This window comes from Pseudomonas moorei, from assembly GCF_042846945.1.
Taxonomy (GTDB): domain Bacteria; phylum Pseudomonadota; class Gammaproteobacteria; order Pseudomonadales; family Pseudomonadaceae; genus Aquipseudomonas; species Aquipseudomonas moorei.
This window is the reverse complement of record NZ_AP035776.1, coordinates 6,332,921-6,359,158: the sequence shown is the minus strand read 5'-3', so window position 1 is coordinate 6,359,158 and position 26,238 is coordinate 6,332,921. Positions and strand designations below refer to the sequence as shown.

Below are 26,238 nucleotides of genomic sequence, written 5' to 3'. Positions count from 1 at the left end.
TTCACGCCAGTCACAGATGGTCGAAAGGCCTGTACTACTGCACCCAGCGTTGCAGAATTTGCTGAAGATCAACCCGTTTGAAGGGCTTGGCCAGGTAATCGTTCATCCCCGCCGACAAGCAGGCTTCACGGTCGCCCTGCAAGGCATTGGCGGTCAGGGCGATGATCGGCAGGTCGGTGCAGCCGGGCAGTTGGCGGATCTGGCGAGTGGCCTCGTAGCCGTCGATGATCGGCAATCGGCAGTCCATGAGGATCGCTTCGAAAATCAGGCTCTCGGCACTGCGCACGGCCTGCGCACCATCGGCCGCGACACTGACCGTAAAGCCCAGGCTGCGCAACATGGCTTCGATAACCGTCTGGTTGACCGGATTGTCCTCGACCAGCAACACATTGCGGCCCTCACCGTCACCCTTGCCGCTGGGCGCGCGGAGTGAACGTGCCGGCAATGGCTTTTGGTAGAGCGCCAGAGGAATTTCCAGCGTGAATACCGAGCCCCGGCCTTCCTCGCTTTGGGCACGCAAGGTGCCGCCCATGCGTTCGGCCAGGGTGCGGGCGATCGGCAGGCCCAGTCCGGTGCCTCCGTAACGCCTTGAAATGGAACTGTCAGCCTGCTGGAACGCGTTGAACATCAATTCCAGGCTTTGCGCCGAAATGCCAATTCCGCTGTCACGTACGGTGCAGGTAAACCACAACAATTCGTGATCGAGGGATTGCCACTGCGATTCGATGGTGACGCGACCCTGCTCGGTGAACTTCAGCGCATTGCCGACCAGATTGACCAGAATCTGCCGGATGCGCGTTGGGTCGCCCTGAACCTGAAGCCCGCGCATGTCGTCGGGGATCTGCAACTGCAGATCGAGCCCGCGCTGCACGGCGCTGTGCTGGAATGACTGCGCGCAGGCGCTGATCAGGTCCGCCAGGTTGAACGGAATATGTTCCAGCTCCAGTTCCGAACGTTCGATGCGCGAGAAATCCAGAATGTCGTTGATGACTTTCAGCAGGTGTTCGGTGGACTCGGATGCCAGTGCGGCGTATTCGACCTGTTCCTCGGTCATGTCGGTGGTTTCCAGCAACTGCAGCATGCCCAGCACACCGTTCATGGGCGTGCGCAGTTCGTGACTCATCATGGCGAGGAAATCTGACTTGGCGTTGTTGGCCTTTTCCGCTTCTTCGCGGGTCTGGATCAATTGCGCCATTGCCTGCTGCTGTTCACGGCTGGCCTGTTCGAGGCCGCTGGCGAGGTTGTTGATGTGTTGCGACAGGGCGCCCAGCTCGGTGTCGTCGACGATGGGCAAGGGGGTCTTATAGTCGCCGTTCTGGATCGCCTTGACCGCGTCGCCGATGTCCCGGATCGGTTGTGAGAGGCTTCCCGCCAGGCGCCGGGCGACCAGAAAGGTGAATAACAGCGCGAACAGCGCCAGAATGCCGGCCTTGAGCAGGATTTCCTGCTGGCGCTGACTGAACGCGTCACTGGACAGTCCGACGATCACCCGACCCAGATAGTCTTCGGCAGGAGCCGTGGCCGCGCTGTTGCCACTCTGGAAAAAATCATTGTGCAGTGGTACCCGTTGCAGCCGCACCGGCGCCTGGAACACTTCGACCTGGCGTGGGCGGGCCGACGGTTGCTCGACGTGCACCAGAATCCGGTTGGCGCTGTCCTGGATTTCCAGAAAATGTACATTGGGCGTTGCCAATGTGGCCTTCAGCAGGCTGTCCAGCACTTCATTGTTGCCGGATATCACCCCGTACTCGGTCGCCGGCGCCAGTTGATTGGCGATCAACTGACCTGTGTGGTTGAGCTCCTGGCGCAGGTCCTGGAGCCGTACGAATGTGAAGAAGCTGATCAACAGCAGTGTCAGCAGCAGGGCAGGGCCGAGGCTGATGAGCTGGGTCCGGGTGTTGATGTCCCAACGACGACGGAAGGTCATGGGCGGCGTTCTCCTTCTGCCAACAATGCTGCGACAGAGGCTTCATTGATCTGTTCGATACCCAGCGAGCGCGCCACTTGCGCGTTGCTCGAGACTTTGAAGCGCCGCGCGTAGTGCGTGCGTGGCCAACTGGCGGGTGGCTGGTCGAGCAAGTCGCCGAGCATCGCCAGCCAATCGCTTTGATCACTGTAGGTGCTGGCCAGGCTCCCGGCCTTGACGAAGCCGGCATTGGGGCCGATCAGCGCCATTTGTCGGGCATAGCTGCTGAGCAGCAGATTTTTCGCGGTTTTCGGGTTGTACAGGTCCGGATCGTCTAAGCCCAGCAGCACATCGCTGTTTTTCAGCAGGTTCTGTAACGGACGGTTGTCGAGGGTGTTATCCCAGCGCTCGGTGACCACTTCAAGACCCAATGGCAGAGCGGCCTGGCGCAGTTCCTTGAGCAAAAACTCGCTGTGGTTGTCGAACAGCACGCCAACCCGTTTGACCTGAGGCAAAAGGATTTGGATCAGGTGCAATTGACGGCCCAGGGGCGGATCGCTCCACAGCAGGCTGAGGTGCGCCGGCAGGGCGTCGCCCAGGTGTTGCCGCGCCTGCAGGCGGCTGATGCGCAGCACCAGTGTCGCCGGACCATGGCTGTCTTGCAGGCGCCAGTCGAGGCTCGGCAGGTCGAGCAGAATCAAGCGGATATTGCCAGGCAGCTTGCCCGGTGCCGGCAGGTCGGTCAGCGGCTGGAAACGCACGTTGTCGCCAGGTCGCAATTCGCGCAAGGCCTGGGTGAAGGACTGCACGCCGGGGTTGTCTTCGATACCGGTGAGCAGAATGTCCGCAGCGTGGACCGCCAGGCTGCTCAGCCAGCCACTGACCACCAGGCACAACATGACCAGTAGATGGCCAACGGTTGGCGTCCTGGGCAACCGATAATGCTGCATCTTAAAACGCCAGTTCCGCGCTGAAATACATCACCCGGCGCTCGTCGTAGTGGTTGTCGACGAAGCTGGTGGGCTGATTGTCGAGTCTTTGCTCAAGCACGCCGGCCAACTCCAGGTTGGCCTTGCCCAGGCGGATGTGTTTGGCGATGCATGCATCGACTCGTTCAAAGCGGTAGTCGTTGAGGGCGTCGTCACTATAGTAGAGGCGTGCACTGTTCCATTCGTGGTCCGAATCGGCGGAGCCGCTGTGACGCGCAGTCTGCTGCGCATCCAGGGAGGCGCTCCCCGGCACGGCGGCCGGTGATTGTTTCAGGCGAGTAGCCGTGAGCACTGGCGGGAGCGTTTCGCTGTCGAGGAACAAGTCGTCAGCCTGCAATGGCGAGCTGAGAGCCAGCGCCATTACCAACGGCGAGCGAGGTGAGGAAGAACCCAGTGGCACGACGCTTCCTTGTTAGCGAGTGATGGCGCGCATGTTAAACGAGCTGTAAGACTTTTCCAGTCACGATGTCAGCATTTTCCGCGGCTTTGTTGGACTTCTTTGCACATGCGCCGCTAATTGACGCGGGGGCTGGCCGCCACTGGGCCGCTCCGTATAATGCCGACATCGCCACTGGTATGGATTAACGGATTGCATATGACTGAACAGCGCCCGATTGCGGTCCTGGGAGGCGGAAGTTTTGGTACCGCCGTGGCTAATCTGCTGGCTGAAAACGGTCATCAGGTCTTGCAGTGGATGCGTGACCCCGAGCAGGCCGAGGCCATCCGGGTCAATCGTGAGAACCCGCGTTACCTCAAAGGCATCAAGATTCTGCCCGGTGTGACACCGGTCACGGATCTGCAAGCCACCCTGGAGGCCTGCGACCTGTGTTTTGTCGCACTGCCATCCAGCGCGTTGCGCTCGGTGCTGGCCCCGCATGCCGAGCGTTTGCGCGGCAAGTTTCTGGTCAGCCTGACCAAAGGCATCGAAGCCCACACCTTCAAACTGATGAGCGAGATCCTTGAGGAAATCGCTCCGCAAGCACGCATCGGCGTGTTGTCCGGGCCGAACCTGGCCCGAGAAGTGGCCGAGCACGCACTGACCGCCACAGTGGTCGCCAGTGAAGACGAAGAGCTCTGTCAGCGTGTTCAGGCCGCGTTGCACGGTCGTACCTTTCGCGTCTACGCCAGCGCCGACCGTTTCGGTGTGGAGCTGGGCGGGGCGTTGAAAAACGTCTACGCGATCATCGCCGGCATGGCAGTGGCGCTGGGCATGGGGGAAAACACCAAGAGCATGCTGATCACCCGGGCATTGGCGGAAATGACCCGCTTCGCGGTGAATCAGGGCGCCAACCCGATGACCTTTCTGGGGCTGGCGGGCGTGGGTGATTTGATCGTCACCTGCTCGTCGCCGAAAAGCCGTAACTATCAGGTCGGTTTCGCCCTCGGCCAGGGTTTGAGCTTGGACGAGGCGGTCAATCGCCTGGGCGAAGTCGCAGAAGGCGTCAATACCCTGAAAGTGCTCAAGGCCAAGGCTCAGGAGGTCGGTGTGTATATGCCGCTGGTCGCCGGGCTGCATGCGATCCTGTTCGAAGGGCGCACGCTGGAGCAGGTGATCGAGCTGCTGATGCGCGCGGAGCCGAAGACGGACGTCGATTTCATTTCCACCAGCGGCTTCAACTGAGCCCTCTATGTAACAGGAACGGAGCGAGACATGAGCGATCAAAAAATAGAAGCCAAATACGAGTCCATCCTGCTGCGGGTACTGTGGATGATCGTGTTCTTGCTGGTCTGGCAAGTGGCGCAGTTCATCCTTGGCGCCGTGGTGCTGGTGCAGTTGATCTATCGTTTGATCTATGGCGCCCCGAGCGCCAGCCTGATGAATTTCGGCGACAGCCTGAGTCAGTTTCTGGCCCAGATCGGTCGTTTCGGCAGTTTTCACAGCGACCAGAAACCCTGGCCGTTCGCCGACTGGCCAACGCCGCGTACGCCGGAAGGTGAAGCGCCGCACGTCGTGGCGCCAGCTCCGCATCCGGCCCGAGATGAGGAACCCAAGCTATGAAACTCTGGGTATTGCGTCATGGTGAAGCTGAACCTCACGGTTCCAAACACCATGATTCGGAGCGGGCGTTGACCGCCCACGGTCGTGAAGAAGTACTGCGCAGCGCGGCGTTGTTGATGGGCCAGCCGCTCACCGCAATCTATGCCAGCCCCTACTTGCGAGCGCAGGAAACGGCTCAACTTGTACGAGACGCACTGGGTTTCGAACCGGAGATCCGTACCGTCGAATGGCTCACGCCGGAAACTGATCCAGACAAGGTGGCCGAGCAACTGGTGTCGGTGAGTAATGTCTTGCTGGTCAGTCACAACCCGCTGGTGGGGAACCTGCTGAGCTACCTGCAACATGGCGCCGGGCATCCGCCGGAGAAGGTCGGTACCGCCGGACTGGCCGAAATCAATGGCGATGAATTGCTGATCGGGTCGATGAAGCTCAAGGGCATCAAACACCCGTAACCGTTTAGCAGGAATACGATCAAACGTTTTTCTGCGAAATAGTCAACCAAGCACTTGCTTGGTTGACTACGCTTGCTCCAGACCAAAATAAAGGAGCGAGTCGCATGTCTGCTGCTTTTCGTTTGCCTCTGGACGTTTTCTACGAGCGCGAGGCCTGTCATCCCCGCCAGCGCTTTCTGGTCCAGCCCGTGGGGGGCGGGGAGGTCGAAACGCTGACCTGGGCCGACGTCGGCCATCAGGCCCGATGCGCCGCTCACTGGCTGCGGGCGCGGGAGTTGCCCCAGGGCAGTCACATCGCACTCATCTCGAAAAACTGTGCCCACTGGATAATTGCCGACCTCGCGATCTGGATGGCCGGGCATGTATCAGTGCCGCTGTACCCGAATCTGACTGCCAAGTCCGTGGCCCAGGTGCTGGAGCATTCGGAAGCGGCGCTGGCCTTCATTGGCAAACTCGACGATTGGCCGAGCATGTCCAGTGGAGTCAGCACGGATCTGCCGACCATCAGCCTGCCGCTGCATCCGCCGGGCAGATTCGATTTCAGTTGGGCCGAGCTGCAACGCAGTTCCCCCATCCAGGACGACCCCAAACCCGCCGCCGATCAACTGGCGACCATCATTTACACCTCCGGCACCACCGGGCTGCCCAAAGGCGTAATGCACAGTTTCGGCAACCTGGGGTTTGCCACGACCCATGGCACCCGATTGTTCGGCCTCAACGAGTCAGACCGGCTGTTGTCCTATCTGCCGTTGTGCCATGTCGCCGAGCGGATGTTCGTCGAGCTGGCGTCGATCTATACCGGGCAGATGGTATTTTTTGCCGAAAGCCTCGACACGTTTCTGACCGATTTGCGCCGCGCCCGACCGACCGCGCTGTTTGGCGTACCGCGGATCTGGACCAAGTTTCAGATGGGCGTCTACAGCAAGATCCCGGCAAAGCGTCTCGACTTCCTCCTTGGCCTGCCGATCATTGGCAAGCGGGTCGGGCACAAAGTCCTCGCCGGCCTGGGGCTGGACGCCTTGCGCGTGGCCCTCTCCGGCGCGGCGCCAGTGCCGCAGGCATTGCTGTTGTGGTACCGCAAGCTCGGGCTGGATGTGCTGGAGGTCTATGGCATGACCGAGAACTGCGGTTACTCGCACATTGGCCTGCCGGGCCAGAACAAACCGGGGTGGATCGGCAAGCCCTGTCCGGAAGTCGAGGTGCGCATTGACGACTCGGGCGAGGTCCTGGTGCGCAGCGGCGCGACCATGCTCGGCTATTTCAAGGAGCCGCAGAAAACAGCCGACACCATCACCGAGGATGGCTTCCTGCGCACCGGCGACAAGGGCGAGCAAGACGCCGAAGGCAATCTGCGACTGACCGGACGCCTGAAGGAAATCTTCAAGACCAGCAAAGGCAAATACGTGGCCCCGGCTCCCATCGAAAATCGTTTGGCGGTGCATTCGCGGATTGAACAGGTGTGTGTGGTCGGCGATGGCTTGATTGCGCCACTGGGGCTGTGCGTGCTGTCGGCGGTCGGGCAGCAGGATGCGGATGGTGCGGCGCGCGCCAGCCTTCACTCAAGCCTGGAAAAGTTGCTGGAGGAGGTCAATGGCGCCCTCGACAAGCACGAACGCTTGCGGCGTCTGGTGGTGGTCAAGGACAGCTGGGCGGTGGAAAACGGCTTCCTCACGCCGACCCTGAAAATCAAGCGCAACGTGATAGAAGCCACTTACGGCGAGCGTTTCGCGGAATGGAGCGAGCGCAGCGAGGCGGTGCTGTGGCAGGATTGAGTCACGAACAAAACCAACAAAGGAAAGTAGCGATGAGTTTGTGGCGCACCACTCCCAACATCGAGCAGTTGAATGCCATCCAGAAAAACACCATTGGCGAAGTGCTGGATATCCGCTTCGAAGCCTTTGACGACGAGTCGCTGACCGCGAGCATGGTCATCGACCATCGCACCCATCAGCCTTATGGTTTGCTGCACGGCGGCGCCTCTGTGGTGCTGGCCGAAACGGTTGGCTCCATGGCCAGTTACCTGTGTATCGACGCCAGCAAGTTCTATTGTGTGGGCCTGGAAATCAACGCCAACCATCTGCGTGGCCTGCGCAGCGGGCGGGTGACGGCGGTGGCCAAGCCGATTCACATCGGCCGCACGACCCATGTCTGGGACATTCGCCTGACCAGCGACGAGGGCAAGGCCAGTTGTGTGTCTCGGTTGACCATGGCCGTGGTGCCGTTGGGGCAAAATCCACCAGCGCGTTGATCCCTGTGTTGTGGCGAGGGAGCTTGCTCCCGTTGGATCGCGAAGCGGCCCCAATCACACTTGCCCGGGGCCTCCGCACATGACGGCTGCTGTGCAGCCGAACGCGAGCAAGCTCGCTCGCTATGGGTTTATGGGTTTGGCCGGACTGTCATCATTCCTGTCAGTTACGGTCATTGCTGCGGGGCGCGGTCTTGCGGACAATCGGGCTTTGGTTTCGTTGATGGATCATCGGTATGTCGCAGCAGATATTTTTCGCCCACGCCAACGGGTTTCCTTCGGGGACCTATGGCAAGTTGTTCGCGGCGCTGGCGCCCGAGTATCAGGTGGCGCATCTGGAGCAGCATGCTCATGACCCGCGTTTCCCGGCAGACGACAACTGGTACAACCTGGTAGACGAACTGATCCATCACCTGGAGCAGCAACCGGAACCGGTCTGGGGCGTAGGTCATTCCTTTGGCGGCGTACTGCATCTGCACGCGGCGTTGCGCTGCCCTGAACTTTATCGCGGCGTGGTGATGCTCGACTCACCGGTGCTGACCCGTACCGATCAGTGGGTGATCCGGGCCGCCAAGCGCTTTGGGTTCATCGACCGGCTGACCCCGGCCGGTCGCACCCTGGGACGGCGTGAAGAGTTCGCCGATCTGGAAAGCGCCCGTCACTATTTTGCCGGCAAGACCCTGTTTCGCGGCTTCGATCCGGACTGCTTCGATGCTTACCTGCAGCACGGTTTGTACAAGGTGGGCGACAAGCTGCGCCTGCGCTTCGATCCGGCCACGGAAATCAGCATTTACCGTGGCGTGCCCCACACCAGCCCTGGCCGACCACGGCAATTGAAAGTGCCTTTGGCGGTGGTTCGCGGGCGCAGCAGTCGGGTGGTGATGCGTCATCACGCCAGTTCGGTCGGGCGCCTGCCATTGGGCGAGTCCTTGACCATGCCCGGTGGCCACATGTTTCCTCTCGAACGTCCGCAAGACACCGCGATGTTGCTGAAAAAACTGTTCAGCCGCTGGGACGGTCGTCGCCAACAGGATTGCGCATGAGCCAGGTCGTTGAAGAAGTGCGCTTGAGCCTGCCGCACATCGAGCTGGCGGCGCACTTGTTTGGCCCGGAAGAGGGTTTGCCGGTGATTGCGCTGCATGGCTGGCTGGACAACGCCAACAGCTTCGCGCGCCTGGCGCCCAAGCTCAAAGGCTTGCGCATCGTCGCCCTGGACATGGCCGGTCACGGACATTCCGGGCATCGCCCGACCGGTGCCGGTTATGCGATGTGGGACTACGCCCACGATGTCCTGCAAGTCGCCGAACAGCTTGGATTAAAGAGGTTTGCGCTGTTGGGACACTCCATGGGGGCCATCGCGTCTTTGATCATCGCCGGATCGTTGCCGGAGCGAGTGACTCATCTGGCGCTGATTGACGGCATCATTCCACCTACGGACAAAGCCGAAAATGCGGCCGAACGCATGGGCATGGCCCTGCAAGCGCAACTGGATCTGCGGGACAAGCGCAAACCGGTTTACGCCACTCTCGATCGGGCCATCGAGGCGCGAATGAAGGGGCTGGTGGCGGTCAGTCGCGAAGCCGCCGAACTGCTGGCCCAACGGGGCCTGATGCCGGTGCCGGGGGGGTACACCTGGCGCACGGATAACCGCCTCACGCTGCCATCGCCGCTTCGTCTTACCACTGAGCAGGCCATGGCCTTCGTGGATCGAATCAGTTGCCCGGCAAAACTGGTGGTTGCCGCCGATGGCATGCTCGCCAAACATCGTGAGCTGCTGGAGCGTCTACCCTTTAGCCGGGAACAGCTGCCAGGCGGCCATCATTTGCACCTGAATGACGAGTCCGGTGCCGATCTTGTCGCAGACTGTTTCAATCGGTTCTTCGCCGTTCCTTGACTTGCGCCGGGCAACTGTCGAGGCTGGGCGGGTTGAAATGGGAGACAACCATGATAGATCTCTACACCGCTGCGACCCCGAATGGCCACAAGGTCTCTATCGTGCTCGAGGAACTCGGCTTGCCCTACACGGTGCACGCGTTGAGTTTCGATAAAAAGGAACAGAAGTCCGCGGACTTCCTGAAGATCAACCCCAATGGCCGAATCCCGGCGATTGTCGATCGTACTAACGGTGATTTCACCGTGTTCGAATCCGGCGCGATCCTGATTTACCTCGCTGAAATGACTGGAAAGCTGTTGCCCGCCGACCCGAAAGGGCGTTCGGTGGTGATGCAGTGGCTGATGTTCCAGATGGGCGGCATCGGTCCGATGCAGGGGCAGGCCAATGTGTTTTTCCGCTACTTCCCGGAAAAGCTCCAGGGCGCCATCGACCGCTATCAGCATGAAACCCGCCGTCTCTATGAAGTACTTGATACACGCCTGCAAGCCGTGGAGTTTCTCGCCGGCGAATACAGCATTGCCGACATCGCGACGTTCCCATGGGTGCGTGGCCACGAGTGGTCCGGTGTGTCGGTGGACGGTTTGTCAGCCTTGCAACGCTGGATGGCGACGATGGAGGCGCGCCCGGCGGTGCAACGCGGACTGCGTATTCCCGAACGCACCGATGACGCCAGTGTCGTCAAGGGCGCCCAGGCCATGCTGATCCGATGAGTGTATCGATGCGTTCCCTCAACCTGCTGACGCTGTGCTGTTTCAGTCCTCTGTTGTTTGCCGCCGATATTCCCGGCAGTCAGGACTTGCCGATTCTGCCGCGCATGACCGATGCGCAGATCGTCGACTATCGCCCCGCAGCCGAGCTCGAGCGGATTTATCCCTTGGGTTCGATCCGCAAAATCAGCGGTCAGCTGCGCTTCGATGGGCAGGTCAGCGCCCGCGGCAATGCCACGTCGGTGACCTATGAGTTGCCGCCGGAGCATTCGGCGACAGAAGCCTTCACCGACGCCCGCGAAGCCTTGCAGAAGCAGGGCGCCCAACTGCTGTTCTGGTGCCAGGCCCGTGATTGCGGCGAGAGCAGCCTGTGGGCCAATGAAGTGTTTGGCAACGCCAAACTCTATGGCTCCGATAACGAGCAGGCGTATTTGCTGTTGCGGCTGGCGGCACCGAAGAACGATACGCTGGTGGCGCTCTACAGCATCACGCGTGGCAATCGCAAAGCTTACCTGCACGTCGAGCAGTTTGACGCCGCGGCGGCACTGGGTGATTTGCTGCCGACCTCCGCAACCCTGTTGCGCGAGCTCAAAAGCACTGGCGAACTCGATTTCCCCAAGCTGACCGACGCACCTGACGAGATCTGGCTGCGCTTGATCTCCCGTGGCCTGAATCTGGACACGACCCTGCGGATCAGTCTTTCCGGGCCGAAAGCCGAAGCCTGGCGTCAGGCGTTGATCGAGCAGGGCGTACGGGCGGCTCGGATGGAAGCCGGCCACGTCGAAGGCTCTGGCCTGCATATTGAACTGCTGCGTTAAGCTTGATCGGGTGAACGCGTTCGGCGCGTTCGCCTACTTTTTTGCGAACTGACTTTTCTTGAGATTTCGATGATCAATAACGACCGGCTGTTGGTGCAGATCCTGCTCCTGGTGCTGTTTGGCGCAAGTTTCTGGGTGATGGCGCCGTTTTGGTCGGCGTTGTTCTGGGGCGCGGTGCTGGCATTTGCCAGTTGGCCACTGATGCGTTTGCTGACGCGCTGGCTCAATGGCCGCGAGTCCCTGGCGGCAGCCATATTGACTGTCGGCTGGATGTTGCTGGTGGCGGTGCCGTTGGTGTGGCTGGGGTTCAACCTGGCGGACCACGTGCGTGATGCCGTGGCATTCATCAAGGACGTGCAGGTCGATGGCTTGCCTGAAGCCCCCGTCTGGCTCGGCAGTGTTCCCTTGGTGGGCATGCGACTGGTCGGAATCTGGAACAGTGTCGATCAGCAGGGGGCGGCGATGATGGTGTCGCTCAAACCCTACTTCGGTCAGGTCGGCAACTGGTTGTTGGCACGTAGCGCACAGATCGGCAGCGGTATTCTCGAACTGACCCTGAGCATTGTCTTCGTATTCTTTTTCTATCGGGACGGGCCGCGATTGGCGGCGTTTGTCCATGGCTTGCTCGAACGCCTGATCGGCAAACGGGCCGGGTACTACATCGAACTGGTGGCGGGCACGGTGCAGCGGGTGGTGAACGGGGTGATCGGCACCGCGGCTGCCCAGGCGGTTCTGGCGCTGATCGGGTTCCTGATTGCCGGCATACCGGGGGCCCTGGTGCTCGGGATCGTCACTTTCCTGCTCAGCCTGATTCCCATGGGACCGCCGCTGGTGTGGATTCCGGCCACTGCCTGGCTGGCCTGGAAAGGTGAGTACGGGATGGCGGTGTTCCTCGGGATCTGGGGCACATTCATCATCAGCGGGGTGGACAACGTGCTCAAGCCGTATCTGATCAGTCGAGGCGGTAATCTGCCGTTGGTGATCGTGTTGCTGGGCGTGTTCGGCGGGTTGATTGCCTTCGGCTTCATCGGCCTGTTCATTGGTCCGACGTTGCTCGCGGTGGCGTACAGCTTGCTGACCGACTGGAGCAAAAGCCATTCACGGGTCGATGATCGTCGCTGAATACGAGAGAGATCGCGGGGATAGAGAACACAGACTCGCGTTGGTCCATCGGACGGATGATGGGGACCGACAAACCAACGCCAGGCTGTAAAAGCGGCTCGGGCTTCCTTGCCCGAGTCGTAAGGCGGGGAATCAGAACTTGGCTTCGGCATCCAGTTGCAGGGTGTTGATGTCCGAATCTTTCTTGTTGATGTTGGCGTTGGTGTAGTCCGAGTTCGCCATGAAGTAAGTAGCACCGAGGGTGAAGTTCTTGTCCAGCTCGTAGCTTACTTTCAACTTGCTGCCGCGCGAGCCGGTGTAACCGTTGGCGAAGTCGGAGTCGGTGAAGGCGCCGACCACAGCGTTTTGCTGTACATCGCGGTAGTTGTAGTCGATAGCGAAGCCGTAGACCTTGGTCTTGACGCCGGCCAACCAGCCAGTGTCCTGGTTGTTGCTGGCTTCGCTGTTGTTCACGTATTGGCCGTAGATCGACAGCGGCAGCGGCAGACCGCTTACGTCCAGCTGACCAAAGCCTTCGTACAGTTTGAATTCTTCGCCCGGGGTGTTGCCGTTGACGGCCAGTGCGCACGGTGCGGTGACTGTGCCACTGCCAGGGCAGGCACTGCTGTCAGCGTTGTCGTAGGCGTAGATACTGCCGCCCAGGGTCATTTTCAGATTATCGGTCAGTGCGAAGCGACCACCCAACTGGCCAGCGTACAGACGCAGGTCATGTTTGAACTGCACGCCCTCGCCGTCGACGTTGTCCTTGAGGGTGTAGTGACCGGCGCTGCCGAACAATTCGGTGCTGCCGCTCAGCGGGTATTTGTAAGTGACTGCCAGACCTTCCGGGTTGATATCGCTATCCCAGATGATGTCGCCCATGCTCACCCATGGCTGAGACATCTTGCCGCCGATCAGGTGCAGGTTCTTGATGGCATCCGGGTGGTAGTCGACGTAACCCTGATCCAGCCAGATCGCCTTCTTGTCGAAGTAGTTGTTCAGGTCCTGGTTGGTGGAACGCGCGTCATCGTTGCTGCCGGTGGCAATACGAATGCCGGTATCGACTTGCGGGTTGATTTCGCTGTAGGCACCCAGGCGGGCACGAATGCGCTGACGGTTCTGGTCCTTGCTGTTGGGTACGCCGTCGTTTTGAACGGTTTCCTGACGGAAGCGCACGTCTCCCTTGAACTGGGTCTTGGCAGCCCACGCCAGTTTCTGGTCGAAGGTACTCAGCTCGTTGGTTTTCTTGGCAGTCGCCGCGATTTGTTCGTTGGTTTCCTGTTGGGCCTGTTGGGCGATCTGCTGATCCTTCTGATCCTTGGCCAGCTCGGCTCGCAGTTCGCTGTACTGCGCGTTGGTAATCGAACCGTTGGCCTTGAGCATGTCGAGCAGTTTGGCGTCAACCGCGGCGCTGGCAGGAACACTCATGGCCAGCAGCAAGCCACCGCACAGGGCTGCCGCAGTTTTCGTGGAAGCAAGACGCATATCAATCTCCGAAGATGAGAGTGGATGACTTAGCCATCCAGGGCACAACCGACCATTGATGGACGGAAAACAGTGGCCGGGCTATAACCCGGCGCTCTAAAAACAGGCGCAAGTATCGCGACGGTTTATTACAGGGCGGTGGCAATGTGATGGCTTGTCGATGACGATGCAGAGTCGTCGCGAACTATTGAGATAGAGCGCTGTCGTCGATTTGATCGTGTGCAAAAGATGGCGATAAGCGATACTCGCGAGGCTTTCACGCCATGAACGAGTGAGGATGGTGATGCCGTTGCAACGCCTGCAAAGTCTGTCCGAAATCGCCCCGCAAACGTGGGACGCCCTGGTGCCCGAGACTCAGCCATTTCTGAGTCACGCATTCCTGAGCGCGCTGGAAGACAGTGGCAGTGTCGGCCCGCATACCGGCTGGCAACCCGAACATTTGCTGCATGTCGAAGGCGATCGACTGATCGCCGCATTACCCGGTTACCGCAAATGGCATTCCTACGGCGAGTACGTGTTCGACCATGCCTGGGCCGATGCCTGTGAGCGTGCCGGCATCGATTACTACCCCAAATTCTTGAGCGCCGTACCGTTCAGCCCGGTCAGCGGACCACGCCTGCTGGCGTCCAGCGTCGAGGACGGGTTCGAACTGCTGAAGAGCCTGCCGGGTTATCTGGAGATCGAAGGGCTCTCCAGCGCTCACATCAACTTCACCGATCCGTTCACTGACGCGGCACTGGCCGAACAGCCCGGCTGGTTGCAACGCATCGGCTGTCAGTACCACTGGCAGAATCGCGGTTATCGGGATTTCCAGGACTTTCTCGATGCCTTGAGTTCGCGCAAGCGCAAGCAGATGCGCAAGGAGCGTGAACAAGTGGCGGGGCAGGGCTTTGAGTTCGAATGGCTCGAAGGTCGGCAACTGAGCGAAGCACAGTGGGATTTTGTCTATGCCTGCTACGCCAATACGTACGCGGTACGCCGGCAAAGACCCTATCTGACCCGGGAATTTTTCAGCCTGCTGGCCGAGCGGATGCCGCAATCGATCCGCGTGGTGCTGGCCAGGCAGGCCTCACGACCAGTCGCCATGGCGTTCAGCCTGGTGGGGGGCGACAGTTTCTACGGGCGTTATTGGGGCTGTCTGGCGGAGTTCGATCGGCTGCATTTCGAGACCTGTTTCTACCAGGGCATGGACTATGCGATTGCCAACGGTTTTCAACACTTCGATGCCGGCGCTCAGGGCGAGCACAAGTTGATTCGCGGGTTTGAACCGGTGATTACCCATTCCTGGCATTACTTGCGCCATCCCGGGTTGAAAGCCGCGGTCAAAGACTTTCTGCACCAGGAGCGGCTGGGTGTGCTGGCGTATGCCGAAGAGGCGCGGACGGCCTTGCCCTATCGGCAGGAGTGATTTGAAGATTCAATCGATTCCGACAAACCCACCCGTCTGATGCTGCCACAGCCGCGCATACAAACCGCCCAGCGCCAACAGTTCAGCATGGCTGCCGGTTTCGGCAATCTTGCCATTCTCCAGCACCACCAACCGGTCCATGCGCGCGATGGTCGAGAGCCGGTGGGCGATGGCGATCACGGTTTTGCCCTGCATCAGGGTTTCCAGGCTTTCCTGGATCGCGGCTTCGACTTCCGAGTCCAGGGCTGAAGTGGCCTCGTCCATGATCAGGATTGGCGCGTCCTTGAGCAGCACGCGGGCGATGGCGATCCGCTGGCGCTGACCGCCGGAGAGTTTCACCCCGCGCTCGCCGACATGGGCATCGAAACCGGTGCGACCCTCGGCGTCCGACAGGGTCGGAATGAAGCCATCGGCTCGCGCCTTGTGCACAGCCTCCCAAAGCTCGGCGTCGGTCGCGTCGGGCTTGCCGTAAAGCAGGTTCTCGCGGATCGAGCGATGCAGCAGGGATGTGTCCTGGGTGATCATGCCGATGCGCTCGCGCAGGCTTTCCTGGCTGACGTCGGCGATGTTCTGACCGTCGATCAGAATCCTACCGCCTTCGACATCGTAGAGGCGCAACAGCAGGTTGACCAAGGTCGATTTACCGGCACCGGACGGGCCTATCAGGCCGATTTTTTCGCCGGGTTTGATGCTCAGGTTAAGGCCGCCGATGATTCCGCTCTGCTTGCCGTAGTGGAAGTCGACGTTCTCGAACCGCACTTCGCCACGGGCAACGGTCAAGGGTTTGGCCTGATCGCGGTCGGTCACCGAGACGGGTTGCGAAATACTCTGCAAGCCGTCCTGAACCATGCCGATGTTTTCGAAGATGCCGGTGACCACCCACATGATCCAGCCGGACATGTTGACGATGCGGATCACCAGTCCCGTGGCCAGGGCGATGGCGCCCACGGTGATCAGCGATTGCGTCCACAGCCACAGCGCCAGGCCGGTGGTGCTGACGATCAGCAAGCCGTTCATGCTGGTGATGACCACGTCCATGCTGGTCACGACGCGTCCCGCCAGCTGGGCTTTTTCAGTCTGTTCCTTGATCGCCTCGCGGGCGTATTGCTGCTCGAAATGAGTGTGTGCGAACAACTTCAGGGTGGTGATGTTGGTGTAGCCGTCGACGATGCGCCCCATGAGTTTGGAGCGCGCATCGGAGGACACGACCGAACGCTCCTTGACCCGTGGCACAAAGTAGTAGAGGGCGCTGATGAAGGCGACGATCCAGCTCAGCAGCGGGATCATCAGGCGCCAGTCGGCCTCGGCGAACAGCACCAGGGAACTGATGGCGTAGATCAACACGTGCCACAACGCATCCACCGCCTGCACGGCCGAATCGCGCAGGGAGTTGCCGGTCTGCATGATGCGTTGGGCGATACGCCCGGCGAAGTCGTTCTGGAAGAAATTCAGGCTCTGTTTGAGCACGTAACTGTGGTTCTGCCAGCGGATCAGGCTGGTCATGCTGGGGCTCAGGGTCTGGTGCACCAGCAGGTCATGCAAGCCGACGAACACCGGGCGCAGGACCAGCGCCACCACGACCATCCAGGTCAGTTCGAGGCCGTGTTCCTTGAAAAAATTGACGTTCGGGGTGCCTTGGGCCAGGTCGATGATGCGGCTCAGGTAGCTGAACAGCGCGACTTCGATCAGCGCGCCAACCAGGCCGACGATCAGCAGGGCGGCGAAGCTCGGCCAGACCTGCTTGAGGTAATAGGTATAGAACGGCAGAACCCGATCCGGCGGAGCGGGCGTCGGGGCGTCGCGGAACACATCGATCAGTTTTTCAAAACGGCGATAAAGCATCGGTTCTTCACCCGCGAACGGGGTCTCCTTTAAACGGTATGAGCGTTGCCGGCATCGCCGGCAACGGCTCGGACATCCTTGTCCAGCTTAGTCTCAGTCGATGCGCTTGGCCGACTTGATGAACACCGGATCGGCCGGTACATCCTTCATGCCGCCACGGACGGTGGTTGGCGAGTTGACGATGATGTCCACCACGTCCATGCCTTTGACCACTTTGCCGAACACCGCATAACCATCGCCCTGGTCGAGGAAGTCGTTGTCCTTGACGTTGATGAAGAACTGGCTGGTGGCCGAATCCGGCACCGAGGTGCGGGCCATGGACAGGGTGCCACGCACGTTATGCAAGCCGTTTTTCGATTCGTTCTTGATCGGTGCCTTGGTGTCTTTTTGCTGCATTTGTTGAGTGAAACCGCCGCCCTGGACCATGAAACCCGGAATCACACGGTGGAAAATCGTGTTGTTGTAGAAACCGCTGTCGACGTAGTCCAGGAAGTTCTTGGTACTGATCGGGGCCTTGACCGGGTCCAGTTCGATCTCGATCTGGCCGTTGGTGGTTTCCAGCAGAACATGGGGCGCCTTGGCGGGCGTTGCCGCCATCAGGTTGGCGGCAAACAGAACGGAGCCAGCGACGAGGGCGATTTTTTTCAGCATGGGTCAGTGATCCTGAGGGTGGTGGTATCGACGGCGGCAAGAAACTCGAGCAGCGTCTGGTTGAAAAGTTCGGGCTGGTCCAGCGGGGTGGCGTGACGCGAATCGGCGATCACCACCAGCCGCGCATCGGGCAGCAGTTTTACGTAGTTTTCCTTCAGCGAGACCGGTGTGTAGTCATGGTCGGCGCTGACGATGAGGGTTGGACAGGATACCTTCGACAGTCGTTCCTGAACGCCCCATCCCACGATGGCATTGAAGCTGGCGAGATAAGCATGTTTGTCGTTTCTTGCCCAGCGTTCGGCCATTTTTTCTCGCAGGTCCGCCTGCTCGGGCCTGGGGAACAATTTACTGCCCAAGGCTTTGCCAATGGTGCCAAGACTGAGTACGCGCATCAGGCTCCAGCGTTTGAACCACTGCCAATAATCGTCGCGGCTGCGCAGTTTGACCTCCGGGGCGCTGTTGACGATGCACAGGCTTTTGAGCAATTGCGGCTGATCCACAGCCAGTTGAAAGCCGATCATGCCCCCCATTGAAAGCCCCACATAGTGAGTCGGGCCGAGATTCAGGTGCTCGATCAACGCGATCAGGTCGGCGCTGAACCCGGCGATGCTGTAGCGCTCGCGGGGTTTATCCGAGCGACCGTGGCCGCGAACGTCCGGGACGATGACCCGGTAACGGGCAGCCAGCGCGGGGATCTGTTTTTCCCAGTCCAGGGTACTCGAACCCAGGCCGTGGACCAGCAGCAACGGCGTACCGTGGCCATATTCCTCATAGTGCAAGTTGCAACCATCGTGTTCGAAATAGGCCATGCATACACTCCGTGTCAGGCTTGTTCAGGCGCGGCGAAGGGGGCGTCCAGTGGTGCGGTATCGAAGGTGCGCAACAGTTCGATGAGAATCTGCGTCGCCGGGCCCAGGGGTTTGTCCTTGTTCGAATACAGGAAGAAGCTCGGGCTTCGGCTGCCGCCCTGATCCAAAGGTAGCAGCTTGAGCGTACCTTCCCTGAGTTCACGTTCGATCGTATGTCTGGGCAGCCAGGCGAAGCCCAGGCCACTGCTGACAAACGTGGCGGCGGTGGCCAGGCTGCCGACGGTCCAGCGCTGTTCGGCACCGAGCCAGCCGACGTCCCGGGGCTGTTGCCGACCGGAGTCGCGGATCACCACTTGCATATGGCTTTCCAGATCCTGGAAATTCAGCTCGCGATTGAGGCGATGCAGCGGGTGTTCGGGGTGGGCCACCGCGACGAATTCGACATCGCTCAATTCCGTTCCCAAATAACCGGGAATGCTGAACCCGGTAATGGCCAGGTCGGCCACGCCTTCCAGCAGGACCTCCTCCACCCCCGACAGCACTTCCTCGCGCAAGCGCACACGGCACCCGCGGCTTTGCGGCATGAAAGCGGTCAAGGCGCGGACCAGGCGGGCGCTCGGATACGCTGCGTCGACCACCAGCCGCACCTCGGCTTCCCAGCCTTGCTCCATGTGATGGGCCAGGTCTTCCAGTTGACTGGCTTGTTTCACCAATTGCCGGGAGCGGCGCAGCAGCACGCCACCGGCCTCGGTCAACACCGCCTTGCGACCGTCGATGCGCAGCAGTGGCACGCCGAGCTGGTCCTGCATGCGCGCCACGGTATAGCTGACCGACGACTGCGAGCGATGCAGCGCCTCGGCGGCCTGGGCGAAGCCACCGTGATCGACGACGGCTTGCAACGTTCGCCATTGATCAAGGGTCACGCGGGGCGCTTTCATGATGAGCTCCTCTTGTCCTAAGCTGGCAGCCCTTATTGGAGACTGCTGAATGAAAAAATTCTGTTGTGTGGTGTTGGCGATGCTGCCGCTGACTGCGTTTGCCTATCAGATCGATGTCGAAAAGCAGCTCAATGGCTTGAGCATCGACTACAACACCTATGACACCGATAGCGATATCGCCACCATTCAGGTGAACAACTACGGCAGCACCGATGCGACCTGTAAGGTGGTTTTCTACAACGGCCCGGAAGCGCCGCGCACCCGTAATATCGAAGTGGCCGCTGGCAAACACAAAACCGCGACGGCCAAGTTCAGCCGTTCGATCATCAAGATGCGTATCAAACTCACCTGCACCCCGAAATGACTGCACGAGCAAGCTTGCTCACGACAGCGTTGGGGGCAGTCGACAGCCCTTTTTTACTCGTCGCTATCGCGAGCAAGCCTGCCTCTACAACGCATGATCCGCTTATAAACGAATTTATCGATAGTTTATAGCAATTATTTGCGCTTTTTCATCGATATGACACTGTTTAACCTTCACTCCATCGACTTACAGCATTCTCAGATGGAGGCTACATCCCATGTCCCGCGTTCTGATCATCGAAAGCAGCGCACGTCAGCAAGACTCGGTTTCCCGTCAACTGACCCAAACCTTCATCAGCCAGTGGAAAGCCGCTCACCCGAAGGACGAAATCACCGTTCGTGACCTGGCTGTCAACCCGGTCCCGCATCTGGACATCAACCTGCTGGGCGGCTGGATGAAACCCGCCGAACAGCGCAGCGACATCGAACAGGTTTCCCTGGAGCGCTCCAACCAGTTGACCGACGAACTGCTGGCCGCCGATGTCCTGGTGATGGCCGCGCCGATGTACAACTTCGCCATCCCGAGCACCCTCAAGGCCTGGCTTGACCACGTGCTGCGTGCCGGCGTGACGTTCAAGTACACCGAAACCGGTCCTCAAGGTTTGCTCAACGGCAAGCGTGCTTACGTGTTGACCGCTCGTGGCGGGATCTACGCCGGCAGCGCCGCGGATCACCAGGAACCCTACCTGCGTCAGGTCATGGGCTTCATCGGCATCCACGACGTCACATTCATTCACGCTGAAGGCATGAACCTGGGCGGTGACTTCCAGGAGAAAGGCCTCAACCAGGCGAACGCCAGGCTTGCTCAAGTGGCCTGACCCGTTAATCGCCAGATAATCACTGGATGGTCTAGTGACCTGGCGCAACCCTTCAAGCCTGTACGCGCATCGAACCTCCCTTTGCACTTGTTGCTCCTGAGTGCTGTAGCCCGATTGAACGCTTTAGCGAGATCGGGCTTTTTTTTGCCTGGAATTTTGTATCGTTTGAGTGTTCGCGATCACCGGCAAAACCCGCTATCTTCGCCGCCATTCGAAACGAGGCGAGCATGGGCTATCTACTTTTTGTCACGCTGATCCAGGCGTTTTCCTTCAGTTTGATCGGCGAGTACCTGGCCGGTCATGTCGACAGTTACTTCGCGGTACTGGTGCGCGTGCTCCTGGCGGGGCTGGTGTTTATTCCGCTGACGCGCTGGCGCTCGGTGGAGCCTGCGTTCATGCGCGGCATGTTGCTGATTGGTGCGCTGCAGTTTGGCGTGACCTACGTTTGTCTGTATCTGAGCTTCCGTGTGCTGACGGTGCCTGAAGTGCTGCTGTTCACGGTCCTTACGCCGCTGCATGTGACCCTGATCGAAGATGCGCTGAACCGCCGATTCAACCCATGGGCGTTGGTGGCTGCACTGGTGGCGGTGGCCGGAGCCGCGGTGATTCGCTACGACCGGATCAGCCCGGACTTCTTCATGGGGTTCCTGCTGCTGCAACTGGCCAACTTCACCTTTGCCGCCGGGCAGGTGCTTTACAGGCACCTGGTGGCACGCCACCCCAGCGATCTGCCGCACTACCGGCGCTTCGGTTACTTCTACCTGGGTGCACTGGCGGTGGTGTTGCCGGCGTTTCTGCTGTTCGGCAAACAGAACTTCTGGCCGCAAGCGCCGCTGCAATGGGGCGTGCTGCTATTCCTCGGACTGGTTTCCACCGCACTGGGCCTGTACTGGTGGAACAAGGGCGCCTGCCTGGTGAACGGCGGGACGCTGGCGGTGATGAACAACCTGCATGTGCCCGTAGGGTTGCTGCTCAATCTGCTGATCTGGAATCAGCATGAGGACCTGGGGCGGTTGCTGCTCGGTGGATCGGTGATTCTGATGGCGGTGTGGATCAGTCGGCTGGGCATGCGCAAACCTTTGACCGTCCACTAAACCTTGTGGGAGCGAGTTCGCTCCCACCGTTTTTTGTGGTGTCACATCACGTGTTTTTCCGCCTCGGGAATGTGGCTAGTGCCCAACACGGCCGGCAGCAACCCGGCGCGTAAATCCGTCCCGCTCGGTTGTTGATACAGATTCAGTCCGAACTCCGGCAACACCGCCAGCAGGTAGTCGAAAATATCCCCCTGAATCCGCTCGTAATCGGCCCAGGCCGTGGTGCGGGTGAAGCAATAGATTTCCAGTGGAATCCCCTGAGCGGTGGTCTGCATCTGGCGCACTATGCAGGTCATGTTCGGCTGGATCTCCGGGTGGCTCTTCAGGTACGCCAGGGCATAGGCTCGAAAGGTCCCGATGTTGGTCATCCGGCGACGGTTGGCCGACATCGCCGCGACATTGCCCTGGGCTTCGTTCCAGGCCTTGAGCTCGGCCTTCTTGCGACTCATGTAGTCGGTCAGCAGATGCACCTGGGACAGTTTCAGTTCTTCGTCATCGCGGATGAAGCGCACGCCACTGGCATCAATAAACAGGCTGCGCTTGATCCGTCGGCCCCCCGACTGCTGCATGCCGCGCCAGTTCTTGAACGATTCTGACATCAGGCGCCAGGTCGGGATCGACACGATGGTTTTATCAAAAGAGGGTAGTAGTGACCCATCTGGACAAATGGACACGTCCATCCCAGCAAACTCGGCCCTTCAGCCACTTCGCACCGAGTCCATAAATTTCAGCCCAAAATGGACACCCTTCTGCTGATCACAGGGCGGGCGGATCATGTCATGACGGCGGCTAAAATTTCAGCTGAGGCCAAGCAGCATCGATTAACTTTGCTTTGACCTCGCAGGACAGACGTCAGCCTGGATGGCTACCCACCTGAGTGCGTTTACCCGGCTGTCTTTGAAGAAGGCAAATCCAGGCCTTAAACCATCACATAGGCTTTTTCCACCACGACGAAGCGAAGCGGAATTTCGGATCCTCCACCTTGGGTCTAACGGCCCGTTCATCATTAATGACGAACGACTTGGCCATCAGGTCGCGAACGCCGCCCAAACGCTCCATCGACGTCAGCTCAGCGGTTATGTCTTTCACGACGGTGGTAAATGCCTTAGTGGACTGTGATTTCATGAATTCGGGCGTGGACAGGGCAAATTCCTTGTCTGGCAGCCCAGGTAGCCCGACCAAGCTGGTGAGCGAGCTCACTGCCTTGATGAGGAAGCTCCCTTGGATCCCCTGATTCGACGGCACGCCGTATTTCCGCTTTAGGTCACCGCAGATTTTCTCGATGTCCCCGAGAAGATTTGTGATCAGCTTGTTTCCGGTGGCCATGCCCTGTTCGTCAAAGCCGATTCGAATGGCTTTGAGCGTCTCGCGGATGGTGACGAAATGGTTTTCGCTACGGATATGCCTAGCGGCTTCTATCGCAGCGGGTACGCTGCCTGCGTTCTGTGTCAACCACGCCGAGAACAACGGCAGATCCAAGGCAACCGTCTGCGTCGCACCGTGCTGTTGGATTTCGGAGATGCTGGTTCGAGTTTTATTCGCAAGGTTGGCCAGGAGCCGTGCTGTGAAGTCGTGACTGAAGGCGCCAGATTTCTTCATCCAATGCATCTGGTAGGCATGTCTGATGGGGTGGATGAAGGAATCAGCCTGAAGGTGCTTGGCAGCGCTTGTGTAGTAGATAGATTTGTAAGCGAGCCAGTTAAGTGAAGCGACGAACATCTCTAGCTGCCTCGTGGAACCGCCTAGACCTCCTGCCTCCTTGGCCGCGAAATCGGTCTTACTGAACTCATGGCCGTCCGACCCTACGAGCTTGACCTCTTGTGACCATCGCCCCTTTGTCTCCGCCGAATCGGCCAGCTCTGCAAAGATCGCTGCGCTTAGCGCGCTATATTTCTCATAGGCATCGGTGCCACGGTATCCCAGCATTTTCATGGTCAGGTAGTACACGCTGGAGGCTTTATCCCAGGTGCAGACCATGTTCATTTTAAGCTGCTCCAAGAGAACACCGAAATCCTCATCAACAAATTCGCCGCCGCGAATTTCAGGGCGGATCAGCGCTGCTTCCCTCTGGGCAACCTCGTCGACAGTCTTGAGTCCGTATTCTGTAGGGTCTACAAACCTCAGGTAGGGAAACTGCTGCTTTCGGCTTTCTATGTGCTCAGGCTTGTAGTTATCGATACAGAGCAGTTCATCGTAGAAGAGAACTCCCTGCAGAAAATTTTCCACGGCGCACAGGTCGCCATTGATCGTGTCGCTGTTCTGAACCGTGACCGCTCCGGTTGCACGTTGAACAGCGGTCAGGGTGGCGTTATCAATCAGTGCGTACGTCATGGAGTCTTTGCCTTGTCCTCTGGTGAGCACGACTATAACCATTTCAGCTCACAAAACGGACGAGCACCGGAGATGCAGGTGTGCGGATTCGTCATTTGGTGCAGAGCACGCTCGCCGAGCTGGCCGAGGCGCAGCGAATCACTAAGGAAATCATCCCGCCTGGTACCGTCATCCGCATCGATGATCGGAGCGCCGGGTCTGTTCCGGATGTGAAACTCAGCAATCTGCAGCGTCGCGCTCTGGAATATTTTCGATTGGATGATTTCCTTCGCGGCTGGAAGATGCAGCGCAGTAAGATAGGTGACGTCCTCGATCCTAATGGGCGCGTCGTTCCCACAGGTTTTTTGTAGTGTTACATCATGCGTTTTTCGGCTTCGGGAATGTGGCTTGCACCCAGCACTGCCGGCAGCAACCCGGCCCGTAAATCCGTACCACTCGGCTGCTGATACAGGCTCAAGCCAAACTCCGGCAGTACCGCCAGCAGGTAGTCGAAAATATCCCCCTGAATCCGCTCGTAATCGGCCCACGCCGTGGTGCGGGTAAAGCAGTAGATCTCCAGCGGAATACCCTGGGCCGTGGTCTGCATCTGGCGGACCATGCAGGTCATGTTCGGCTGGATCTCCGGGTGACTCTTCAGGTAGGCCAGCGCATAGGCGCGGAACGTGCCGATATTGGACATCCGCCGGCGGTTGGCCGACATGGCCGCGACGTTGCCCTAGGCTTCGTTCCAGGCCTTGAGTTCGGCTTGTTTGCGGGTGATGTAGTCGGAGAGCAAGTGCACCTGGGACTGCTTCAGTTCCTCGTCGTCACGCAGAAAGCGTACGCCGCAGGCGTCGATGAACAGGCTGCGTTTGATCCGGCGACCACCGGAAGCCTGCATGCCAGTTCTTGAACGGCTCGGACATCAAGCGCCAGGGCGGGATCGAGACCATGGTCTTGTCGAAAGAAGTTTTGTAGTAGTGACATGGAGAGTAAAATTGATAGCTAAAATCTATATATATCAATGAGTTAATGTGATTTCGTTAAACTCCATTTTTGTGATGGGCTTATGGACAGGTAAGGACTCTAAACAGCAATTACTGCTACCGCTTGAAGAGCATTTTTGGCGAGTTGAGGCAGGAAACCAAGAGGTGGCAGCTGAAAAATAGAGAACTCTTCTACAGATAATATCCTCACTACTGACAAGCTATCGACGGACAATCTTGAGGCTGCATTTTGGCTTCAAATACCGTTGGAACCAGAGCGCTTGGAAGATGCCCTGGGACGCGCTATTTTACTGGCACTATGACAGTGTGGTCGTCCTCTGCGGAATGATCCTGGCGATACAGGGAGTTTGGATGGGCATCAGCGTACGCATCCTGCAAGCGAACCACGGCGATTGCATCTTGGTCACACATGAGGGCCCGGATGGCGTGTTTAACTTGCTGATCGATGGTGGGAATGCGGCTACCTTCAAGTACGGCTCTCCACCGATACGCAAGGGAGCACTCTGCATCGTTCTCGATGAGCTGAAAGCTAAAGGCCAACACATTGATCTCGCGATTTTGACCCATATTGACGATGATCATATTGGCGGGCTACTGCGAGCATTCAAGGCCCCCGGGTATCTGAGTGATATGGTCAAGTCCATATGGTTTAACTCTTCACGGCTGATTACCGATCATTTCAATGCGCCGGCAATACCTGCGAACGACCTTTATCTAAGTGGCGACGCGCCTGAGACCAGCGTTAGGCAAGGCAAATTGTTCGAGACGCTGTTGGAGGAAATTGGCTGTGACCGCGCTCCTCTTGTGATGGCCGGTCAGACAATTCAGAGCGGCCCGTTTACATTTACGATTTTGTCGCCAAATGAAGAAAACCTTCAGAAACTTCTTTCTGTTTGGCCGAGAGAAAAGAGCCCTGCCGAAACTTCCCGAGAAACGGACTACGTGCTGAGCTTCGAGGACATTTTGGCTAACGACTCATTTGAGGCGGACAAATCTATACCAAATGGTAGTTCGATCGCTTTTATCCTTAAGGCCGACGACAAAACCATGCTGTTTCTGGGTGACGCGCATGACGGAGCAGTAATATCAATGCTACGCACGCTGGGCTATAGCGCCGATTCGAAACTCTCGGTTGATTTGGTGAAAGTTTCGCATCATGGAAGCCAGTACAACACAAGCCGGGAATTTCTTGAGCTGGTGGCGAGCGACCGTTTTATAATTTCTTCCAATGGATCGATCCATGGGCTGCCAAACAAGAGGGTGATAGCTAGAATTTTGGCTGGGAGCGACGCGAGTATTTTCTTTAATTATAGTAAAATTATTGGGCAGATATTTTTGAGCCATGAAGAAGACGCCTATTCCGAGCGCCTAATAGGGCTTTGTGAAGAGATTGTTCTTTAAT

General features: G+C 58.8%; 23 protein-coding genes and 4 pseudogenes. 16 read left to right on the top strand and 11 right to left on the bottom strand.

The window, feature by feature from the left end:
- Positions 1-34 precede the first annotated feature (34 nt).
- The 3 genes and pseudogenes from ACGJAX_RS29665 to ACGJAX_RS29655 form a co-directional block, all read right to left on the bottom strand.
- The gene (locus ACGJAX_RS29665; protein WP_390957068.1) at positions 35-1,927 is read right to left on the bottom strand and encodes an ATP-binding protein; all 1,893 of its coding nucleotides are present in this window, start codon (positions 1,925-1,927) and stop codon (positions 35-37) included.
- Positions 1,924-2,856, bottom strand: coding sequence for an ABC transporter substrate-binding protein (locus ACGJAX_RS29660; protein ID WP_390957067.1), 933 nt, complete (start codon positions 2,854-2,856; stop codon positions 1,924-1,926). The genes ACGJAX_RS29665 and ACGJAX_RS29660 overlap by 4 nt, the downstream gene beginning before the upstream one ends.
- 1 nt (position 2,857) lies before the next feature.
- Positions 2,858-3,181 (bottom strand): annotated as a pseudogene (locus tag ACGJAX_RS29655) (TonB-dependent receptor); the annotation flags it as partial.
- A 309-nt stretch (positions 3,182-3,490) separates the two neighbouring features.
- Between ACGJAX_RS29655 and ACGJAX_RS29650 the strand changes: the two are divergent.
- The 10 genes from ACGJAX_RS29650 to ACGJAX_RS29605 all read left to right on the top strand — a co-directional run bounded on the left by ACGJAX_RS29650 (position 3,491) and on the right by ACGJAX_RS29605 (position 12,132).
- Positions 3,491-4,516 (top strand): NAD(P)H-dependent glycerol-3-phosphate dehydrogenase, encoded by a 1,026-nt coding sequence (locus tag ACGJAX_RS29650; RefSeq protein ID WP_247257904.1) that lies wholly within the window; start codon positions 3,491-3,493, stop codon positions 4,514-4,516.
- A gap of 30 nt (positions 4,517-4,546) precedes the next feature.
- Complete coding sequence (locus ACGJAX_RS29645) at positions 4,547-4,894, top strand: DUF4389 domain-containing protein (protein ID WP_090324485.1); 348 nt, start codon at positions 4,547-4,549, stop codon at positions 4,892-4,894.
- The gene (gene sixA, locus ACGJAX_RS29640; RefSeq protein ID WP_390957066.1) at positions 4,891-5,346 is read left to right on the top strand and encodes a phosphohistidine phosphatase SixA; all 456 of its coding nucleotides are present in this window, start codon (positions 4,891-4,893) and stop codon (positions 5,344-5,346) included. Before ACGJAX_RS29645 ends, sixA begins: the two co-directional genes overlap by 4 nt.
- 104 nt (positions 5,347-5,450) lie before the next feature.
- On the top strand, positions 5,451-7,118 hold the full coding sequence (locus tag ACGJAX_RS29635) for an AMP-binding protein (protein WP_390957065.1): 1,668 nt from the start codon (positions 5,451-5,453) through the stop codon (positions 7,116-7,118).
- 32 nt (positions 7,119-7,150) lie between these two features.
- On the top strand, positions 7,151-7,594 hold the full coding sequence (locus ACGJAX_RS29630; protein ID WP_090324480.1) for a hotdog fold thioesterase: 444 nt from the start codon (positions 7,151-7,153) through the stop codon (positions 7,592-7,594).
- A gap of 233 nt (positions 7,595-7,827) precedes the next feature.
- Positions 7,828-8,634 carry an alpha/beta fold hydrolase gene (locus ACGJAX_RS29625; protein WP_390957064.1) on the top strand — a complete coding sequence of 269 codons (807 nt, stop codon included), beginning with the start codon at positions 7,828-7,830 and terminating at the stop codon, positions 8,632-8,634.
- A complete protein-coding gene (locus ACGJAX_RS29620) occupies positions 8,631-9,485 on the top strand; it encodes an alpha/beta fold hydrolase (protein ID WP_390957063.1) in 855 nt (284 codons plus the stop codon). Before ACGJAX_RS29625 ends, ACGJAX_RS29620 begins: the two co-directional genes overlap by 4 nt.
- 50 nt (positions 9,486-9,535) lie before the next feature.
- Positions 9,536-10,195, top strand: coding sequence for a glutathione S-transferase family protein (locus ACGJAX_RS29615; RefSeq protein ID WP_090324475.1), 660 nt, complete (start codon positions 9,536-9,538; stop codon positions 10,193-10,195).
- An 8-nt stretch (positions 10,196-10,203) separates the two neighbouring features.
- Positions 10,204-11,010 carry a DUF4892 domain-containing protein gene (locus ACGJAX_RS29610; protein WP_390957062.1) on the top strand — a complete coding sequence of 269 codons (807 nt, stop codon included), beginning with the start codon at positions 10,204-10,206 and terminating at the stop codon, positions 11,008-11,010.
- Positions 11,011-11,079: 69 nt separating this feature from the next.
- Positions 11,080-12,132, top strand: a complete 1,053-nt coding sequence (locus ACGJAX_RS29605; protein ID WP_090324472.1) for an AI-2E family transporter — start codon at positions 11,080-11,082, stop codon at positions 12,130-12,132.
- Positions 12,133-12,264: 132 nt separating this feature from the next.
- Here ACGJAX_RS29605 and ACGJAX_RS29600 read toward each other — a convergent pair whose 3' ends face one another.
- Entirely contained in the window at positions 12,265-13,596 is a 1,332-nt protein-coding gene (locus ACGJAX_RS29600; RefSeq protein WP_390957061.1) for a putative porin, read from the bottom strand.
- Between the two features lie 283 nt (positions 13,597-13,879).
- Between ACGJAX_RS29600 and ACGJAX_RS29595 the strand changes: the two genes are divergently transcribed.
- Positions 13,880-15,004: a GNAT family N-acetyltransferase gene (locus ACGJAX_RS29595; protein WP_390957060.1), complete on the top strand. Its 1,125-nt coding sequence runs from the start codon at positions 13,880-13,882 to the stop codon at positions 15,002-15,004.
- A gap of 9 nt (positions 15,005-15,013) precedes the next feature.
- On the opposite strand, the gene ACGJAX_RS29590 is transcribed toward ACGJAX_RS29595, so the two are convergent.
- The 4 genes and pseudogenes from ACGJAX_RS29590 to ACGJAX_RS29575 all read right to left on the bottom strand — a co-directional run bounded on the left by ACGJAX_RS29590 (position 15,014) and on the right by ACGJAX_RS29575 (position 19,244).
- Positions 15,014-16,846 (bottom strand): ABC transporter ATP-binding protein, encoded by a 1,833-nt coding sequence (locus ACGJAX_RS29590; protein WP_247257911.1) that lies wholly within the window; start codon positions 16,844-16,846, stop codon positions 15,014-15,016.
- A gap of 93 nt (positions 16,847-16,939) precedes the next feature.
- A complete protein-coding gene (locus ACGJAX_RS29585) occupies positions 16,940-17,497 on the bottom strand; it encodes a peptidylprolyl isomerase (RefSeq protein WP_390957059.1) in 558 nt (185 codons plus the stop codon).
- A gap of 3 nt (positions 17,498-17,500) precedes the next feature.
- Positions 17,501-18,306: pseudogene (locus tag ACGJAX_RS29580) on the bottom strand (alpha/beta fold hydrolase).
- Positions 18,307-18,320: 14 nt separating this feature from the next.
- On the bottom strand, positions 18,321-19,244 hold the full coding sequence (locus ACGJAX_RS29575) for a LysR family transcriptional regulator (RefSeq protein ID WP_090324462.1): 924 nt from the start codon (positions 19,242-19,244) through the stop codon (positions 18,321-18,323).
- Positions 19,245-19,293: 49 nt separating this feature from the next.
- Here ACGJAX_RS29575 and ACGJAX_RS29570 point away from each other — a divergent pair, with 49 nt between their 5' ends.
- The 3 genes from ACGJAX_RS29570 (at position 19,294) to ACGJAX_RS29560 (ending at position 21,519) form a co-directional block, all read left to right on the top strand.
- Positions 19,294-19,608 (top strand): 3-phosphoglycerate kinase, encoded by a 315-nt coding sequence (locus ACGJAX_RS29570; RefSeq protein WP_090324461.1) that lies wholly within the window; start codon positions 19,294-19,296, stop codon positions 19,606-19,608.
- 217 nt (positions 19,609-19,825) lie between these two features.
- A complete protein-coding gene (locus tag ACGJAX_RS29565; protein ID WP_090324459.1) occupies positions 19,826-20,425 on the top strand; it encodes an FMN-dependent NADH-azoreductase in 600 nt (199 codons plus the stop codon).
- Positions 20,426-20,652: 227 nt separating this feature from the next.
- Positions 20,653-21,519, top strand: coding sequence for a carboxylate/amino acid/amine transporter (locus ACGJAX_RS29560; protein WP_390957058.1), 867 nt, complete (start codon positions 20,653-20,655; stop codon positions 21,517-21,519).
- Between the two features lie 41 nt (positions 21,520-21,560).
- Here the strand turns inward: ACGJAX_RS29560 and ACGJAX_RS29555 are convergent.
- Together ACGJAX_RS29555 and ACGJAX_RS29550 are read right to left on the bottom strand one after the other, a co-directional pair.
- Positions 21,561-22,160 (bottom strand): annotated as a pseudogene (locus ACGJAX_RS29555) (mechanosensitive ion channel family protein); the annotation flags it as partial.
- A 286-nt stretch (positions 22,161-22,446) separates the two neighbouring features.
- Positions 22,447-23,850, bottom strand: a complete 1,404-nt coding sequence (locus tag ACGJAX_RS29550; protein WP_390957057.1) for a hypothetical protein — start codon at positions 23,848-23,850, stop codon at positions 22,447-22,449.
- 80 nt (positions 23,851-23,930) lie between these two features.
- Here ACGJAX_RS29550 and ACGJAX_RS29545 point away from each other — a divergent pair, with 80 nt between their 5' ends.
- On the top strand, positions 23,931-24,200 hold the full coding sequence (locus tag ACGJAX_RS29545; RefSeq protein ID WP_390957056.1) for a hypothetical protein: 270 nt from the start codon (positions 23,931-23,933) through the stop codon (positions 24,198-24,200).
- Positions 24,201-24,202: 2 nt separating this feature from the next.
- Here the strand turns inward: ACGJAX_RS29545 and ACGJAX_RS29540 are convergent.
- Positions 24,203-24,797: pseudogene (locus tag ACGJAX_RS29540) on the bottom strand (mechanosensitive ion channel family protein); the annotation flags it as partial.
- Between the two features lie 390 nt (positions 24,798-25,187).
- Here ACGJAX_RS29540 and ACGJAX_RS29535 point away from each other — a divergent pair.
- The gene (locus tag ACGJAX_RS29535; protein ID WP_390957055.1) at positions 25,188-26,237 is read left to right on the top strand and encodes an MBL fold metallo-hydrolase; all 1,050 of its coding nucleotides are present in this window, start codon (positions 25,188-25,190) and stop codon (positions 26,235-26,237) included.
- The last annotated feature ends 1 nt before the right edge of the window (position 26,238 follow it).

Coding starts and splice junctions, on each gene's coding strand:
- ACGJAX_RS29665 (WP_390957068.1), bottom strand. CDS start 1,927: ATGACCTTCCGTCGTCGTTGGGACATCAACACCCGGACCCAGCTCATC.
- ACGJAX_RS29660 (WP_390957067.1), bottom strand. CDS start 2,856: ATGCAGCATTATCGGTTGCCCAGGACGCCAACCGTTGGCCATCTACTG.
- ACGJAX_RS29650 (WP_247257904.1), top strand. CDS start 3,491: ATGACTGAACAGCGCCCGATTGCGGTCCTGGGAGGCGGAAGTTTTGGT.
- ACGJAX_RS29645 (WP_090324485.1), top strand. CDS start 4,547: ATGAGCGATCAAAAAATAGAAGCCAAATACGAGTCCATCCTGCTGCGG.
- sixA (WP_390957066.1), top strand. CDS start 4,891: ATGAAACTCTGGGTATTGCGTCATGGTGAAGCTGAACCTCACGGTTCC.
- ACGJAX_RS29635 (WP_390957065.1), top strand. CDS start 5,451: ATGTCTGCTGCTTTTCGTTTGCCTCTGGACGTTTTCTACGAGCGCGAG.
- ACGJAX_RS29630 (WP_090324480.1), top strand. CDS start 7,151: ATGAGTTTGTGGCGCACCACTCCCAACATCGAGCAGTTGAATGCCATC.
- ACGJAX_RS29625 (WP_390957064.1), top strand. CDS start 7,828: ATGTCGCAGCAGATATTTTTCGCCCACGCCAACGGGTTTCCTTCGGGG.
- ACGJAX_RS29620 (WP_390957063.1), top strand. CDS start 8,631: ATGAGCCAGGTCGTTGAAGAAGTGCGCTTGAGCCTGCCGCACATCGAG.
- ACGJAX_RS29615 (WP_090324475.1), top strand. CDS start 9,536: ATGATAGATCTCTACACCGCTGCGACCCCGAATGGCCACAAGGTCTCT.
- ACGJAX_RS29610 (WP_390957062.1), top strand. CDS start 10,204: ATGCGTTCCCTCAACCTGCTGACGCTGTGCTGTTTCAGTCCTCTGTTG.
- ACGJAX_RS29605 (WP_090324472.1), top strand. CDS start 11,080: ATGATCAATAACGACCGGCTGTTGGTGCAGATCCTGCTCCTGGTGCTG.
- ACGJAX_RS29600 (WP_390957061.1), bottom strand. CDS start 13,596: ATGCGTCTTGCTTCCACGAAAACTGCGGCAGCCCTGTGCGGTGGCTTG.
- ACGJAX_RS29595 (WP_390957060.1), top strand. CDS start 13,880: ATGCCGTTGCAACGCCTGCAAAGTCTGTCCGAAATCGCCCCGCAAACG.
- ACGJAX_RS29590 (WP_247257911.1), bottom strand. CDS start 16,846: ATGCTTTATCGCCGTTTTGAAAAACTGATCGATGTGTTCCGCGACGCC.
- ACGJAX_RS29585 (WP_390957059.1), bottom strand. CDS start 17,497: ATGCTGAAAAAAATCGCCCTCGTCGCTGGCTCCGTTCTGTTTGCCGCC.
- ACGJAX_RS29575 (WP_090324462.1), bottom strand. CDS start 19,244: ATGAAAGCGCCCCGCGTGACCCTTGATCAATGGCGAACGTTGCAAGCC.
- ACGJAX_RS29570 (WP_090324461.1), top strand. CDS start 19,294: ATGAAAAAATTCTGTTGTGTGGTGTTGGCGATGCTGCCGCTGACTGCG.
- ACGJAX_RS29565 (WP_090324459.1), top strand. CDS start 19,826: ATGTCCCGCGTTCTGATCATCGAAAGCAGCGCACGTCAGCAAGACTCG.
- ACGJAX_RS29560 (WP_390957058.1), top strand. CDS start 20,653: ATGGGCTATCTACTTTTTGTCACGCTGATCCAGGCGTTTTCCTTCAGT.
- ACGJAX_RS29550 (WP_390957057.1), bottom strand. CDS start 23,850: ATGACGTACGCACTGATTGATAACGCCACCCTGACCGCTGTTCAACGT.
- ACGJAX_RS29535 (WP_390957055.1), top strand. CDS start 25,188: ATGGGCATCAGCGTACGCATCCTGCAAGCGAACCACGGCGATTGCATC.